Here is a 13,832-nt window from a genome sequence, read left to right as displayed (position 1 = left end):
ACCGTTGACCGCCGAGCCAGCTCACGCAACAAGGCCAACCGCCGCACATCCATGAAGCAAAACTACAGAGTCAGGCCAGTTAATCTCGATGGACTTGACAGTACACATCATCGGATCGTGAAGGCATGGATCTCGGAATGCCACGCAAGGACGTCATCTGGGCCGCCCTGGTCGCCATCATCTGGGGGGTCAACTTCGTGGCGATCCACGCATCGCTCGAGCACTACCCGCCGTTCCTGCTGGCCGGACTGCGCTTCCTCGTCCTGGCCATCCCGACGCTCCTCTTCGTCCGGCGGCCGCAGGTGCAGTGGCGCTGGCTGCTCGGCTACGGTCTCGGCTTCGGAATCCTCCAGTTCGCCTTCCTGTATCTCGGCATGGCGGCGGGCATGCCGGCCGGTCTGTCCTCCCTCGTCCTCCAGGCATCAGCGCCCTTCACCGTGATCCTCGCTGCCGTCTTCCTCCGGGAGCGCCCGGGCTGGCCCGTCCTCGCGGGGGTGGCGGTCGCCCTCACGGGCCTGGGCGTCATCGCCGGCTATCGCGGACTCGCGGTGTCGCTCGTGCCGGTCCTGCTCGTGCTCGCCGGCGCCCTCGGCTGGGCCATCGGCAACCTCTGTTCCCGTCAGGCCCAGCCGGACGCGCCCTTCCGCTTCATGATGTGGATGACGGTCGTCCCGCCCATCCCGTTCATCGCGCTGTCGCTGCTGGTGGAGGGACCGGAGCGGGTCGGAGCCTCGCTCGCGAGCGCGCCGACGGCCTGGTCCGCCAATCTCGGACTCGCCTACACCGTCATCCTGGCCACGGTCGTCGGCAGCGGGCTCTGGACCAGCCTCCTCGCCCGGAACTCCGCGAGCTCGGTCGCGCCGTTCTCGATGCTCGTCCCGGTCGCCGGTTTCACCGCTGCCTGGCTGGTGCTCGGCGAGCGCCCGTCCGGATGGGAGCTGCTCGGCGGTGTCCTCATCGTCGGCGGCGTCCTGTGGCCGCATCTTCAGCGCCGCCGCACGGCCACGTCGGGCGCGGTGCGAGCCCAGCGGCATACGGCCAGCGTGGACGCGTGACGATCGAGGGCTACCTCCTCGACCCGGGTTACGGGAGACAGATCTCGCCGCTGTAGCGCCCCTGTCCCGGGTTGACGCCGTCGAAGACGCCGGTGGCGGTGATCGCGCCGGTGGCGCCTGCGTACGACCCGGTGCCGCCCACGATCGTGTCGATCTCGGCAAACATCCCCTGCCCTGTCGTCTGCAGGACGATGGCGTCCTTGGTCGTGATCGTCCCGTCCTTTGCCGCGATCGTGTTGTCGCCCGTGGCCAGGACGACGCCGGTGGTGGCTGTGTCCACCGTCGGGGTCAGGCTGGTCGCCGTGAAGACAAGGGTGCCGTCGATCCCGCCCTTGAACGTCCCGGTGACACAGATGCCGACGGGCGAGGAGCACTCGGCGGCCGGCACGGGCACCAGTGTCATCTTGCCCTGGACGGACGCGCAGCCGGCCGCCTGCGCGACGCTGGCGGCCAACGGCAGGGCGACCGCGACGAGGGCGCCGCCGCTGAGCAGCCAGCGTCGTCGGGCCTGGGCAGAGGTGGTGTGGAGGTGGTTGAACATCGTGGTGCGGTCCTCTCCGCAACGCCGGGAGCCGGCCGGAGTGGCAGGCTGTGCCGGCCTCGCACCATTCGATCGTAGGACTGCCGCGGCAGAGGCAACTCGGGTTTCGCGACGTCCCGGAGGGGCGAGTGCCTACCGTGGTCGACATGAGCGACATGACGCCCTGGGAACCACCGCTCGCCGGCACCGAGGTCGAGCAGCTGCTCGGCGCGATCGATCGCCAGCGCGCGACGTTCCGCTGGAAGGCGGACGGCCTCGACGCTGCTGGACTGCGGCGACGCATCCCCACCTCGGACCTGACGCTCGGTGGGCTGCTCAAGCACCTCGCCGCCGTCGAGGACACCTACCTGAGCCGCAAGCTGCTCGGTGCGCCGATCGGCGAACCGTGGGCGTCCTTCGAGGCGGCGGGCGAGCACGAGTGGGAGTTCGCCTCCGCCTCGGACGACGCGCCCGAGGAGCTGTACGCGCTCTACGACGACGCCGTCGAGCGCTGCCGACGGACCATCCGTGCCGCGCTCGCCGACGGCGGGCTGGACCAGCTGGGGCACGCCGCGGACGACCGGGGCAACCACGCCAGTCTCCGCAGGCTGCTGTTCGATCTGCTGGAGGAGTACGCGCGACACACCGGCCACGCGGACCTGCTCCGTGAGGCGGTGGACGGTCGCGTCGGCGAGGACCCACCCCCTGGCTGGCGTCCGGTCTCAGGAACGCCGGGGATGTCCGACGCCGTCCCCGGCGTTGACGGGACATGACCGACTACGGGCACGACCTCCTCTTCGGCTCCTTCATCACGCCGACGAACCAGGCGCCGCAGCGCGTCGTCGAGCTGGCCCAGGCATCCGAGGCGGCGGGGCTCGACCTCGTCACGTTCCAGGACCATCCTTACCAACCGGCGTTCCTCGACACGTGGACTCTGCTCAGCTACGTCGCGGCCCGGACCGAGCGGGTGCACCTGGCCGGCAACGTGCTCAACCTGCCGCTGCGCCAGCCGGCCGTCCTGGCGCGAGCCGCCGCCAGTCTCGACCTGCTGAGCGGCGGCCGGCTCGAGCTGGGACTCGGGGCGGGCGGCTTCTGGGCCCCCATCGTCGCGATGGGCGGGCAGCGGCTGACTCCCGGTCAGTCCGTCACCGCCCTGGGCGAGGCGATCCAGATCATCCGTGGCATCTGGGAGCCAGCGGCACCCGGTCGGCTCGTCGTGGACGGTCGGCACCATCGGGTCAACGGCGCGAAGCGGGGTCCGACGCCCGCGCACGACATCCCGATCTGGGTCGGCGGCCTCAAGCCCCGCATGCTGCGGCTCGTCGGGGAGCATGCGGACGGCTGGCTCCCGTCGCTGCCCTACCTGCAGGGCGCCGCTCAGATCGCCGACTCGAACGCACGCATCGACGCGGCCGCTGCCTCGGCAGGCCGGGACCCCAAGGCGATCCGCCGCCTGCTCAACCTCGGCGGCGCGGCGTCCAGCCCGGCCGAGCTGGCCGAGCTGGCCCTGGAGCACGGGTTCAGCACCTTCATCGCCACCGGCGACGACCCGGCTGCTGTCGCTGCGTTCGGTCAGGAGGTGGCCCCCGCCACCCGCGAGCTCGTCGCCGCCGAGCGGAACCGAGCCCAGCGGCATACGGAATAGGCCCCTCAGGCGCGCAGCGCCTCCGCGAGCTGCCGGAAGTCGTCGACGAGGATCGCCATGTCCGCATCGGTGTGGGCCAGCGAGACGAGCCACTGCTCGTCGAGGCCGGGCGGCGTGAGCACGCCCCGGTTGACGCCCCAGAGCCAGGAGAGCTCGGCCAGCCCGAAGTCGGTCGCCTTGTAGTCCCGGTAGTTGCGCACCGGCGTCGTCGCCCAGGTGACGCAGCCCTTGACGCCGAGGCCGACCGTGTGGGCGGGCAGCTCGTGGGCCGCGATGATCTCGTCGATCGCGTCCATCGCCCGGTTGTTCATCGCCTCCGCGGCCTCGAGGGCCTCGTGGGTGCAGATCTCGTCGACCGCCTGGGCGGCCGCCATGACGAGCGGGTTGCCGTTGTAGGTGCCGAAGTGGGCCATCCGCCCGTCGACGACGACCTCCATGATCTCGCGCTTGCCGCCGAAGGCCGCGAGCGGCAGCCCGCCCCCGATCGACTTGGCGAGCGTGATGAGGTCCGGCTGCACGCCGAGGCGCTGGGCGGCCCCGGCGTAGCCCGCGGTGAGGCCGGTCTTCACCTCGTCGAAGATGAGCACGACGCCGTGCTCGTCACACGCCGCGCGGACGGCCGCGAGGTAGCCCGCGTCGGGCACCACGATCGAGAGGTTCTCGATGACCGGCTCGATGACGAGCGCCGCGATGTCACGACCGTGCTCCGCGAGCACCCGGTCGAGCTGCCCGAGGTCGTTGTAGGCGATGACGTGGACCGTCCCGGCCTCGACGTCGAACGGCACCTCGGGGATCGGGGCGTCGGTGGGGCCGATGTCGGCGAGGTCCGGCTTCACCGACACCTGCAGGGCGTCGTAGCCCCCGTGGTAGCCACCCTCCATCTTGATGATGGCCTTGCGGCGCGTGTGAGCGCGGGCGGCGCGGATCGCATACATCAGCGACTCGGTGCCGGAGTTGGTGAAGCGGAGCATGTCGAGACCGAACCGCCGCTGGAACCGCTCGGCCACGTCGGTCGCCTGGGGGGAGGGCGTCACGAAGAGGGTGCCGGTGTCCGTCAGCGCCCTGGTGACGTGCTCGACGACCGTCGGGTTGAGGTGGCCGACGAGCATCGCACCGAAGCCCATCGACAGGTCGAGCAGCCGGGTGCCGTCGACGTCGGTGAGCCAGGCGCCGCGGGCCGACTGGATCGAGATCGGGTAGGGCTCCCAGTGCTGGAACGAGCTGGTGACGCCGAGCGGGAGCGACTTGCTCGCGCGCTCGTTGTGCGCTCCCGAGGCCTGCGACCACGTCGTGAACCGCTCCCACTCCGCTGCGAGCAGGGACTTGACCCGCTGGGGGTCGACGGGCCGGGACGTCTCCGGCAGGTGCCGTCGGGTGCCGGGGTCGGCGGTGGGGGTGGTGCCGAGTGTCTGCGTCATCGCTGCCTCCTTGGATGCACACCCGCACTCTAATGAATCCGTGGGTCAACTGGCTAGTCAACAATGAAACACGTCGGCCATACGGCCTTTGACCTACGGATTCCGTGGTCGACTGCCATCTGTGAGCATCGGTATGAGCGGTTAGGGCCAGAGGTCCCGGAACCGCGCGCGATGCCGGTGAGCCTTGTCACCGATTCCCTTGTGCCGCAACGGAGGAGAATGAAGTTGGGCGTTAGACCGTGTGCCCGAACAACATCACCATCACCACCGGCCTGGTGAACGCGACGACGGCCCAGGAGCTGCTCGACCAGATCGAGGCCGGGGCGATCGACCCGGCGAAGTTCGTCACGCACCGCTTCACGTTCGACCAGATCCTCGACGCCTACGACACGTTCGCCGACGCGGCCGGCAACCGTGCCCTCAAGGTCGTGATCACGGCGTCGTGACCCGACACGTCTGCGGTTCAGCGCCGGCCAGACGTCCCCGGGCGTACCGTGGAGATGTGAACACAGTGCATCTCACCGACGCCGAGCTGGCGCTGACCCAGCACGCGATGCACGCCTACCTGAGCACGTTCGGCCACGACGAGGCCGACGTCCTCGCCCAGGTCAGGAGTGTCATCGCCAAGCTGGAGGCCGCGGAACACGAAGAGGAACAGCAGATCCCGGTCGGCTGACGATCAGCCCGTCGAGTCCATCGGCAGTCCCGCACGGGCCGCCTTCTCGCCGAAGTCGTCGTCGATGAGGACGGCCTTGCCCCCCTGGCCGGCGAGGACGGACGCGGCGATGGCGGCCCGGTAGCCGCTCGCGCAGTGCACCCACACCTCGCCGTCGGGGACCTCCTCCAGGCGGTCCAGCAGCTCGTGGATCGGCACGTTGACGGCGCCTGCGACGTGCTCGTCGTCGTACTCGGATGCCCGGCGGACGTCGAGCACCGAGACAGCTCGGTGATGGCGGACGTGCGCGAGATCGGCGAAGGTGGCGCGCTCGAACGTCTTCAGGGGGGCGTCGCTCCACTCGGACGGCTTCCCGGTTGCCGCGCCGGCGAGCTGGTCGATGCCGATGCGCACCAGCTCGCGCTGCGCCTCGGCCACCTGGTCGGGGGACTCGCCGAGCAGCGTGAGCGGCGTCCCCCACGGCATGAGCCAGCCGACATAGGTGGAGAACTGACCGTCGATGCCCATGTTGAGGGTGCCGCCGACGAAGCCGGAGGCGAAGGCGGTCCGGTTGCGCAGGTCGACGACCCAGTGGCCGGCGTCGATGCTCCGCGCGATCGCCTCCCGGTCGGCCCGGGCGGGAGGCGTCAGGTCAGGTGCGCCCGGGCCGGCCGCGTTGGCCGGACCCATGTGGACGTAGTACGCCGGGTAGTCGTCGAGCCCGTCGAGCGTCTCGCGGACCCACTGGTCCCTGGCCTGCGAGAAGGCGGGGTTGGACCGTTTCTCGGCGCCGATCGTGGAGGTCGTGGCGTTCTCGGTCGTCGACCCGGCTGAGCAGAAGCTGCCGAAGCCGTGAGTCGGGAGGACCTCCGCGGAGTCGGGGAGCTCCTCGGCGAGCCGATGCGCCGAGTCGTACTGCCGCCCGGCCAGCTCCTCGGTGTGCTCGGGGCCGAGCAGGTCGGGGCGGCCGGTGGCGCCGAAGAGGAGCGAGCCGCCGGTGAACACGCCGAGGGCTTCGTCACCTTCGTACACGGCGTAGGACAGGTGGGTGAAGGTGTGGCCCGGCGTGGCGATGGCGCGGACGGACAGGCGGTCAGAGACCCGGACGACGTCTCCGTCCGCGATGGGGGTCCGTTCGTACTCGACCCGGTCCGCGCCGTTGACGTAGTAGCCGGCGCCGACCTTGCGGGCGAGCGCGAGCCCGCCGGTCACGTAGTCGTTGTGCAGGTGCGTCTCGAAGACATGGGTGATCGACACCCCCTCGCGTTGGGCGAGGTCGAGGACCCGGTCGATGTCGCGCTGCGGGTCGACGACGAAGGCGGTCGCTCCGTCGTGCACGAGGTAGCTGCGGTCACCCAGGCTGGGAGTCTCGATGGGGATGATGGTCGCCATGCCCCTGCCCATACCCCAAGGGGTGTCGGCAAACTCACTCGCGGTCGTCGACCAGGGGCTCCTTGGGAAGGCGGCGCACCTTGTGCCGACGGCGCCGCCGCTCCGGGATCATCGACCGCATCTCCTCGAGCTTGCCGAAGCAGAGGAGCCGGTCCTCTGCCTGCAGCTCGGTGCGCCGTCGCGGGTTGGGGATGACGGCGGCGCCCCGGTGCAGGGTGAGGACGGTGATGTCCCGGTCGTCCAGGCCGGACTCGGCGATCGTCTTACCGACGAGGTCGGCACCACCATGGACGACGAGCTCGGCGACGCCGTAGCCGGTCGAGACGGTCAGCCGCTGCCGCACGTCGATCTCGGGGAAGGCGACCTGGTTGGCGATGTAGTCGATGATCGCGCCGGCGACGTCGAGCTTGGTGGCGGTCTCGATCCCTTCGAGGCCGGGCGAGGAGTTGACCTCCATGACGAGCGGTCCCTCGATGCCCTCGAGCATGTCGACGCCCGCCACCCGCAGACCCATGATCTGCGCCGACCGCACCGCCGCCTGCTCGTACTCGGCGGGCAGCGAGACCGGCTCGACGGTGCCGCCGCGGTGGACGTTGGAGCGGAACTCGTCGCCGTTGGCGACGCGGCGCATGGCGGCCACGACGCGGTCGCCCACGACGAGCGCCCGGATGTCGCGGCCCTTGCTCTCCTTGACGAAGCTCTGGATGAGGACGTTCTGCTTCGTGCTGTGGAGCGTCTCGATGATCGCCTCGGCGACGTTCACCTCGGGGGCGAGGATGACGCCGATGCCCTGGGTGCCCTCGAGCAGCTTGATGACGACCGGCGCCCCGCCGACCCGCTGGATCGCCGGCCGGACATCGGCCCGGTTGCGCACGAACGTCGTGGCCGGCATCCCGATGTTGTGCCGGGACAGGATCTGCGTCGCGCGCAGCTTGTCACGGGAGTTGGCGATGCCGTTGGCCGTGTTGGGCGTGTAGACGTCCATCTGCTCGAACTGCCGCACCACGGCGGTGCCGAAGTAGGTGATCGAGTTGCCGATTCGGGGCAGGACGGCGTCGTAGTCCGAGATCGGACGGCCGCGGAACTGCAGGTCCGGGTCGGGTCCGGAGAGGTCGATCGCGAAGCGCAGGGTGTTGAGCACCCGCACCTCGTGACCGCGGTCAAGGGCAGCTGTTCGCAACCGTTGGGTGGAGTACGCCCGTGGGGCGCGCGAGAGGATCCCGAGTTTCATGGGGGTTACCTGCAAAGATGATCGACGTGTTGGAGCCGACCCATCTAAGCACCCCGGTGGGGTGGCGTGAGTGGGTGAGCCTCCCCGGATTCGGCGTTCCCTGGATCAAGGCGAAGGTCGACACCGGTGCCAGGTCCTCCTCGCTGCACGCGTTCGACATCGAGCACCTGACCCGGGACGGCGAGCCGTGGGTGCGGTTCTCGGTGCACCCGTGGCAGCGGTCCGACGCCGACGCGGTCGTCGTCGAGTGCCCGATCCAGGACGAGCGCATCGTCCGCAGCTCGTCCGGGCACGCCGAGGAGCGGATCGTCGTGCTCGTCGACGTGGTGCTCGGCAAACGGACCATCACCGCGGAGCTGACGCTGACGAACCGCGACCAGATGGGCTTTCGCATGCTCATCGGGCGCGAGGCGCTGCGCCAGGGCTTCGTCGTGGACCCGCGTCGCTCCTACCTCGGTGGCCGCCCGCGCGTCGCCCTGCGCCGCCGGAACCGGGGCCGCTGATGCCCCGCGCCTCGTTCGGGATCGGCCCGGTCCGGATCCGCCCCGGCTACGCCCGTGAGGTCGAGCTGCCGATCACCCGTCTCGTCACCGGCGCCGAGATCACCTTGCCGGTCCGGGTCGTCCACGGCCGCGAGGAGGGGCCGACCGTCTGGGTCACCGCGGCCATCCACGGGGACGAGGTCGTCGGCATCGAGGTGATCCGACGGGTCCTGGCACGACTCAACCCGAAGACCTTCCGCGGCACCCTCGTGGCCGCGCCGATCGTCAACGTCCTCGGCTTCACCGCGGGCGACCGCTACCTGCCCGACCGCCGGGACCTCAACCGATCCTTCCCCGGTTCGGCGCGCGGGTCGCTCGCGAGCCGGATCGCCCACCTCGTCATGACCGAGGTCGTCGGGCGGGGCGAGGTCGGCATCGACCTGCACACCGGCTCGTTCGGCCGCACGAACCACCCCCAGATCCGGGCCGACCTCGACGATCCGCGCACCCTCGCGCTCGCCGAGGCCTTCGGCGCGCCGGTCATGGTCAACGCCAGGCTCCGCGACGGGTCGCTGCGCGCGGCCGCCCGGGAGCGCGGCGCGGCCGTGCTCCTCTACGAGGCGGGCGAGGCGTGGCGGTTCGACGAGTGGGCCATCGAGGCGGGCACCGCGGGTGTGCGTCGGGTCCTCGCCTCGCTCGGGATGATCGACCCGGTGGAGCCGCCGCCCCAGCCGAGTCTCTTCTCCCGCTCGAGCGGCTGGGTCCGCGCCCGACGGACCGGCATCCTTCAGCTCGACGTCGTCCTCGGGCAGCGCGTGCACGTCGGCGATCGTCTCGGGAGCCTCACGGACTCCTTCGGCAAGACGCTGCGCCTCGTCCACGCGGACCGTTCCGGCATCGTCGTCGGCCGCACGACCGCTCCCCTCGTCAACCGGGGGGACGCCCTGATCCACATCGCAGGGCTCGAGCCCATCGAGGCTCCCGCCCCCCTTGACCCGCCGATCGACGCCCTGCCGCACCACGACCTCGATCCCGACCTCAGCTGAGGAGCGGGTCCCGCACCCGGCCGTTACGATGCCAAGGTGCCCAGACTCGTGCTCACTGTCATCGGCGACGACCGCTCCGGCCTCGTGGAGGCCCTCGCGAACGTCGTCACCGCGCACGGCGGCAACTGGGAGCGCAGCCAGATGGCTGAGCTCGCCGGCAAGTTCGCCGGGATCGTCGTCGTCTCCGTCCCCGCGGAGCGCGCGGACGAGCTGACCGGCTCCCTGCGGGAGCTCGACGGCCTGCTCGACGTGGCGGCCCACCCGGGCGCGGACGAGCCGCTCGCTGCCCCGGCGGTCGAGCACAACACCCTGACGATCGACCTCGTCGGCAACGACCACCCCGGCATCGTCCACGACGTCTCCGCCGTCCTGGCCCGCCACGGGCTGAGCATCGTCACGATCGAGACGACCACGCGGGACGCGCCGATGGCGGGCGGCCGCCTCTTCGAGGCCCATGTCGTCGTGCGGGTGCCGCAGGGAGCCGAGATCAGCCAGATCCGCGGCGACCTCGAGCGCCTGGCGACCGAGCTGCTCGTCGACCTCGACGTGAGCGAGCAGTAGGACCAGTCCGTATGCCGCTGGGCCCGGTCCCAGACGTCGTCATCCTCGTCGAAGGGCGCAGTGACGCAGCGGCTCTCGCCGTCCTGCTCCGGGCCCGCGGCCTCGACGGCGGCGATCGGGTCCGGGTCGTCTCCATGGACGGCGTGACCAATGTGGCGCGAGAGCTGCGGCGCTCGCTGACCGAGCACCCGGGCGCGGTCGTCCTCGGCCTCTACGACGTGGCGGAGGAGCGCTTCGTGGTCGGTGCCCTCCAGCGGGCGCAGGTGGTGCCGGAGGGGCCGGTCGACCTCGTCGCGCACGGCTTCTTCCTGTGCGACCGGGACCTCGAGGACGAGCTCATCCGAGCCCTCGGCACGCGGGCCGTCGAGGAGGTGCTCGACGAGATGGGGCATCTCGATCGGTTCCGGACCTTCCAGCACCAGCCGGAGTGGCGCGGGCGCCCCTTGGCGGACCAGCTCCACCGCTTCGCCGGCAGCGGCTCCGGCCGCAAGGTCGTCCTCGCCGAGCGGCTGGCCCGCCGGCTCGACGCGGTCACCACACCCCCGCCGCTCGCCGCCCTGCTCGACCGGATCTCCCAGCAGGTGGGCTCAGGGGCGCTGCGACCCACGGGCACGGACAGCTGGGACGACTGACACGCGGGCTCAGCGCGGCAGCAGGAAGTACGCCAGAGCCGGACTCGTCGTCACGTCCCGATAGGGGTAACCGAGCGCCTCGACGTGCCGATGGAAGTCGACGTCGTCCGTGACGCCCTCGAACGCGCACAGGACGCGACCGTAGTCCGCGCCGTGGCTGCGGTAGTGGAACATCGTGATGTTCCACCGCGTGCCGAGCTGGGTCAGGAAGCGGGACAGCGCCCCCGGGTGCTCCGGGAACTCGAAGGAGTAGACCTGCTCCCGCAGCGCCGGCGGGTGCCCGCCGATCATGTAGCGCACGTGCGTCTTCGCCGTGTCGTCATCGGACAGGTCGATGACCGGGTACCCGGCCCGCGCGACGGCCTCGGCGATCTCACGGCGCTCGGCCAAGCCACGCAGCAGCTGGACGCCCACGAAGATCCGCGCCTCGGTCGACCCGTCGACCCGGTAGTTGAACTCGGTGACGGCCCGCCCCCGGAGCACTCGGAGGAACTCCAGGAACGACCCGGCCCGCTCCGGGATGGTCACGCCAAAGAGGGCCTCACGGTGCTCGCCGACCTCGGCCCGCTCGGAGATGTAGCGAAGCGAGTGGAAGTTGACGTTGGCTCCCGAGAGGACGTGCGCGAGGCGCTCGCCGGTGATCTCATGCTCCTCGACGTACTTCTTGAGCCCGGCCAGCGCGACTGCGCCAGCGGGCTCGGCGACGGCTCGGACGTCCTCGAAGATGTCCTTGATCGCCGCGCAGATCTCGTCGGAGTCGACGGTCACGACGTCGTCGAGGTGGTCACGGCACATCGCGAATGTCGTGTCGCCGATCCGCTTGACCGCGACCCCTTCCGCGAAGCGGCTCACCTCCGGCAGCTCGACCGGCCCGTGCGCGGCGAGCGCGGCCGTGAGGCACGCAGCGTCCTCGGGCTCGACACCGATGACCTTGATGCCGGGCATGAGGTTCTTGATCAGCGCTGCGACACCGGCCGCCAGCCCCCCGCCGCCGACCGGCACGAAGACCCGGTCGAGGTGGGCGTCCTGCTGGATCAGCTCGAGCCCGATCGTCCCCTGTCCCGCGATGACGAGCGGGTCGTCGAAGGGAGCGATGTAGGTGTGGCCGTGCTCCTCGGCGAGGCTGAGCGCCTCCGCCTTGGCCTCGTCGAACGTGTCGCCGAAGAGGACGACGGTCGCGCCGTGGCTGCGCACGGCATCGACCTTGATCGGCGCGGTCGTGACCGGCATGACGACGACGGCCTCGATGCCGAGCAGGGCCGCCGAGAGCGCGACTCCCTGGGCGTGGTTGCCGGCGGACGCCGCGATGACGCCACGGGCCGTCTCGTCAGGCGACAGGGCCCGCATCCGCGTGTAGGCGCCGCGGATCTTGAACGAGTGGACCGGCTGCCGGTCCTCGCGCTTGACCTCGATGGTGTTGCCGAGGCGCTCGGACAGGGACTCCATCACCTCGAGGGGCGTGACGACGGCTGCCTCGTAGACCGGCGCGCGGAGCACGTCACGCAGGAGGTCGGCGCCGTTCCCGCCGGCCCGTTCGCCGTTGGTCACCACCCTTCGGAGCGTAGACCCGTGCGCCGCGGGCGGGCACCTTCGCCCACGTGACGAGATCGTCGATCAGCGCTTCGCGGGTCGGTAGCCGGCGGCCACCGCGTCGCTCAGCGTGGCGAAGCACTGCTCCGGGTTGGTCACGAGGTAGGACTGCTGCCCCGGCGAGTGGGCGATCATCGACGACTCGTTGCCCTTGATCGGCCGGCCCTGGGGGCAGGGGTGCTCGTCACCGGGGAGCGGCCAGCCGGTCTGGGGCTTGACCGGGGCCGGCTCGGCGCAGGCCCACCCCCGGTCGGCGCTCTGGCGGTCGGCGGCGATGTAGGCGTCCTCGCGAGGATGGCTGCCGTAGCCGTCCCGTGAGTCGAACCGAGCCACCGCGAAGCCGCTCTTGATCTGGGCCAGGCCGACGTCAGTGCCCCCGGCGCGGACGTAGCGGAGCAGCCGACCGTACTGGTCCTGGCTCGTCCGGGCCCCCTTCTCGAGGGTGACAGCGCGTCCGGCGATGATGCGCCGCAGGCTGTCCCGGGCGCCTTGGTAGCCGCACTCGTCTCGCTCCGGGGTGTCGATGCCGATGAGGCGGACCTTGACGACGTCGCCTCCGCGGGAGACGTGGATCGTGTCACCGTCGACGACCCAGGTCACTTCCCAGCGGGTCGGCGCAGGTTTCGCTGACGCGGTGGGCTTGGGCGCGGCCGTACGCGTTGCGGGTGGCTTCGCGGCCGGGACGGGCTGGGCCGGGGAGGCGGACGTCGACGCGGAGGTCGGTGCTCCTGCCGGCGTGGTGGTCGTCGAGCCCAGGTCGCTCGGAGCGAGCAGCGTCGGCTGGGCGCACTGGGACAGCACGCCGACCGCAACGCCGGTGATGGCGATGGCCAGGCCCCGGCGGGCGCCCCTCGACCGTCTGCTGCCGCTCATCGCCCCGATCCTGACACGCCCGCGCCCGGTGCACTGTGGAACCCGGGGATCGGTGGAAATGCATTGGCTCACAGCCTGACCTCTTTGCGAAGGTGACGCCATGAAGCCGGAGCGGGCCGAGGTGTTGGAGCGGGTCGAGGAGTACTACGACCTCGTTCCTCGGGCCGTGGCGACGACCGAGGAGGTCGGCCCGTTCACCGTCTTCGTCCCGGAGGGCGGCACGGGCTGGCAGTTCTATGCCAGGCCTCGGCTGCACGGGTCCGCGACGTTCACGCCCAGGTCGGTCGAGCAGGTGCTCGAGCGGCAGGCCGCCCTGGGTCTGCCACGCGCGATCGAGTGGGTCGCAGACGTGACGCCGTCGCTGCTGCCCGCGGTCCGGGGGGCGGGCTTCGAGCCGAGGCACTACCCGCTGCTCACCCTGCCGCCCGGCGTGGAGGTCACCGCAGCCCCCCAAGCCAGACCCTTGCCGCCGGCGGACCCGCACCTGGGCATCGCCTTCGGTGCCGTCAAGGCCGGGTTCACCGGGCGCGACGAGGTCGAGCACCAGCACCCCGGCCGCAAGCCGGACCTCATCGAGCAGGGTGCGCTGATCGTCGTCGCCTCCTACGAGGGCGCGCGGCTGTGCGGCGCCGGATCGGCGGCGCCCCGGGGCGACGTGGCCGAGCTGATGGGCATCGCCGTCCCACCGGCTCACCGCAACCGCGGCCACGGCACGGCGATCACCCGGTCGCT

Annotated in this window: 16 protein-coding genes; 10 read left to right on the top strand and 6 right to left on the bottom strand. The window is 71.1% G+C overall.

Annotated features, from left to right (window positions below):
• The first annotated feature begins 125 nt into the window (after positions 1 to 125).
• Positions 126 to 1,055 carry an EamA family transporter gene (locus OO014_RS16895; RefSeq protein ID WP_272463492.1) on the top strand — a complete coding sequence of 310 codons (930 nt, stop codon included), beginning with the start codon at positions 126 to 128 and terminating at the stop codon, positions 1,053 to 1,055.
• 28 nt (positions 1,056 to 1,083) lie between these two features.
• Here OO014_RS16895 and OO014_RS16890 read toward each other — a convergent pair whose 3' ends face one another.
• A complete protein-coding gene (locus OO014_RS16890) occupies positions 1,084 to 1,596 on the bottom strand; it encodes a hypothetical protein (RefSeq protein ID WP_272463491.1) in 513 nt (170 codons plus the stop codon).
• 146 nt (positions 1,597 to 1,742) lie between these two features.
• On the opposite strand from OO014_RS16890, the gene OO014_RS16885 reads away from it, so the two are divergent.
• Positions 1,743 to 2,348, top strand: coding sequence for a DinB family protein (locus OO014_RS16885; RefSeq protein WP_272463490.1), 606 nt, complete (start codon positions 1,743 to 1,745; stop codon positions 2,346 to 2,348).
• Positions 2,345 to 3,220: an LLM class flavin-dependent oxidoreductase gene (locus OO014_RS16880; RefSeq protein ID WP_272463489.1), complete on the top strand. Its 876-nt coding sequence runs from the start codon at positions 2,345 to 2,347 to the stop codon at positions 3,218 to 3,220. Before OO014_RS16885 ends, OO014_RS16880 begins: the two co-directional genes overlap by 4 nt.
• Positions 3,221 to 3,225: 5 nt before the next feature.
• Here the strand turns inward: OO014_RS16880 and OO014_RS16875 are convergent, their stop codons facing one another.
• Positions 3,226 to 4,638, bottom strand: coding sequence for an aspartate aminotransferase family protein (locus OO014_RS16875; RefSeq protein ID WP_272463488.1), 1,413 nt, complete (start codon positions 4,636 to 4,638; stop codon positions 3,226 to 3,228).
• Positions 4,639 to 4,877: 239 nt separating this feature from the next.
• Between OO014_RS16875 and OO014_RS16870 the strand changes: the two genes are divergently transcribed.
• Positions 4,878 to 5,084 carry a hypothetical protein gene (locus OO014_RS16870; RefSeq protein ID WP_272463487.1) on the top strand — a complete coding sequence of 69 codons (207 nt, stop codon included), beginning with the start codon at positions 4,878 to 4,880 and terminating at the stop codon, positions 5,082 to 5,084.
• A gap of 56 nt (positions 5,085 to 5,140) precedes the next feature.
• The gene (locus tag OO014_RS16865) at positions 5,141 to 5,314 is read left to right on the top strand and encodes a hypothetical protein (protein WP_272463486.1); all 174 of its coding nucleotides are present in this window, start codon (positions 5,141 to 5,143) and stop codon (positions 5,312 to 5,314) included.
• 3 nt (positions 5,315 to 5,317) lie between these two features.
• Here OO014_RS16865 and OO014_RS16860 read toward each other — a convergent pair whose 3' ends face one another.
• A complete protein-coding gene (locus OO014_RS16860; protein ID WP_272463485.1) occupies positions 5,318 to 6,685 on the bottom strand; it encodes an MBL fold metallo-hydrolase in 1,368 nt (455 codons plus the stop codon).
• 34 nt (positions 6,686 to 6,719) lie between these two features.
• Positions 6,720 to 7,916 (bottom strand): RimK family alpha-L-glutamate ligase, encoded by a 1,197-nt coding sequence (locus OO014_RS16855; protein WP_272463484.1) that lies wholly within the window; start codon positions 7,914 to 7,916, stop codon positions 6,720 to 6,722.
• Between the two features lie 17 nt (positions 7,917 to 7,933).
• On the opposite strand from OO014_RS16855, the gene OO014_RS16850 reads away from it, so the two are divergent.
• From OO014_RS16850 to OO014_RS16835, 4 genes are read left to right on the top strand one after another with little or no spacing between them, the layout of a single operon-like run.
• Positions 7,934 to 8,419, top strand: a complete 486-nt coding sequence (locus tag OO014_RS16850) for an ATP-dependent zinc protease (protein ID WP_272463483.1) — start codon at positions 7,934 to 7,936, stop codon at positions 8,417 to 8,419.
• On the top strand, positions 8,419 to 9,444 hold the full coding sequence (locus tag OO014_RS16845; protein WP_272463482.1) for a succinylglutamate desuccinylase/aspartoacylase family protein: 1,026 nt from the start codon (positions 8,419 to 8,421) through the stop codon (positions 9,442 to 9,444). The genes OO014_RS16850 and OO014_RS16845 overlap by 1 nt, the downstream gene beginning before the upstream one ends.
• A 36-nt stretch (positions 9,445 to 9,480) precedes the next feature.
• The gene (locus OO014_RS16840; RefSeq protein WP_272463481.1) at positions 9,481 to 10,005 is read left to right on the top strand and encodes a glycine cleavage system protein R; all 525 of its coding nucleotides are present in this window, start codon (positions 9,481 to 9,483) and stop codon (positions 10,003 to 10,005) included.
• Positions 10,006 to 10,016: 11 nt separating this feature from the next.
• On the top strand, positions 10,017 to 10,637 hold the full coding sequence (locus OO014_RS16835; protein WP_272463480.1) for an ATP-dependent endonuclease: 621 nt from the start codon (positions 10,017 to 10,019) through the stop codon (positions 10,635 to 10,637).
• A 9-nt stretch (positions 10,638 to 10,646) separates the two neighbouring features.
• Here the strand turns inward: OO014_RS16835 and ilvA are convergent, their stop codons facing one another.
• Together ilvA and OO014_RS16825 are read right to left on the bottom strand one after the other, a co-directional pair.
• The gene (gene ilvA, locus OO014_RS16830; RefSeq protein WP_272463479.1) at positions 10,647 to 12,188 is read right to left on the bottom strand and encodes a threonine ammonia-lyase, biosynthetic; all 1,542 of its coding nucleotides are present in this window, start codon (positions 12,186 to 12,188) and stop codon (positions 10,647 to 10,649) included.
• Positions 12,189 to 12,251: 63 nt separating this feature from the next.
• Positions 12,252 to 13,100 (bottom strand): thermonuclease family protein, encoded by an 849-nt coding sequence (locus OO014_RS16825; protein WP_272463478.1) that lies wholly within the window; start codon positions 13,098 to 13,100, stop codon positions 12,252 to 12,254.
• A gap of 100 nt (positions 13,101 to 13,200) precedes the next feature.
• Between OO014_RS16825 and OO014_RS16820 the strand changes: the two genes are divergently transcribed.
• Positions 13,201 to 13,832 (top strand): GNAT family N-acetyltransferase (locus OO014_RS16820; protein ID WP_272463477.1); only part of this gene is annotated, 632 nt, incomplete at its 3' end.

The sequence above is a fragment of the Intrasporangium calvum genome, assembly GCF_028446585.1.
GTDB classification, from domain to species: domain Bacteria; phylum Actinomycetota; class Actinomycetes; order Actinomycetales; family Dermatophilaceae; genus Intrasporangium; species Intrasporangium calvum_A.
This window is presented reverse-complemented; position numbering and strand designations above follow the sequence as displayed.

Bases quoted from the DNA above. Each gene is read 5' to 3' on its own strand.
- OO014_RS16895 (WP_272463492.1), top strand. From the start codon at position 126: ATGGATCTCGGAATGCCACGCAAGGACGTCATCTGGGCCGCCCTGGTC.
- OO014_RS16890 (WP_272463491.1), bottom strand. From the start codon at position 1,596: ATGTTCAACCACCTCCACACCACCTCTGCCCAGGCCCGACGACGCTGG.
- OO014_RS16885 (WP_272463490.1), top strand. From the start codon at position 1,743: ATGAGCGACATGACGCCCTGGGAACCACCGCTCGCCGGCACCGAGGTC.
- OO014_RS16880 (WP_272463489.1), top strand. From the start codon at position 2,345: ATGACCGACTACGGGCACGACCTCCTCTTCGGCTCCTTCATCACGCCG.
- OO014_RS16875 (WP_272463488.1), bottom strand. From the start codon at position 4,638: ATGACGCAGACACTCGGCACCACCCCCACCGCCGACCCCGGCACCCGA.
- OO014_RS16860 (WP_272463485.1), bottom strand. From the start codon at position 6,685: ATGGCGACCATCATCCCCATCGAGACTCCCAGCCTGGGTGACCGCAGC.
- OO014_RS16855 (WP_272463484.1), bottom strand. From the start codon at position 7,916: ATGAAACTCGGGATCCTCTCGCGCGCCCCACGGGCGTACTCCACCCAA.
- OO014_RS16850 (WP_272463483.1), top strand. From the start codon at position 7,934: ATGATCGACGTGTTGGAGCCGACCCATCTAAGCACCCCGGTGGGGTGG.
- OO014_RS16845 (WP_272463482.1), top strand. From the start codon at position 8,419: ATGCCCCGCGCCTCGTTCGGGATCGGCCCGGTCCGGATCCGCCCCGGC.
- OO014_RS16835 (WP_272463480.1), top strand. From the start codon at position 10,017: ATGCCGCTGGGCCCGGTCCCAGACGTCGTCATCCTCGTCGAAGGGCGC.
- OO014_RS16825 (WP_272463478.1), bottom strand. From the start codon at position 13,100: ATGAGCGGCAGCAGACGGTCGAGGGGCGCCCGCCGGGGCCTGGCCATC.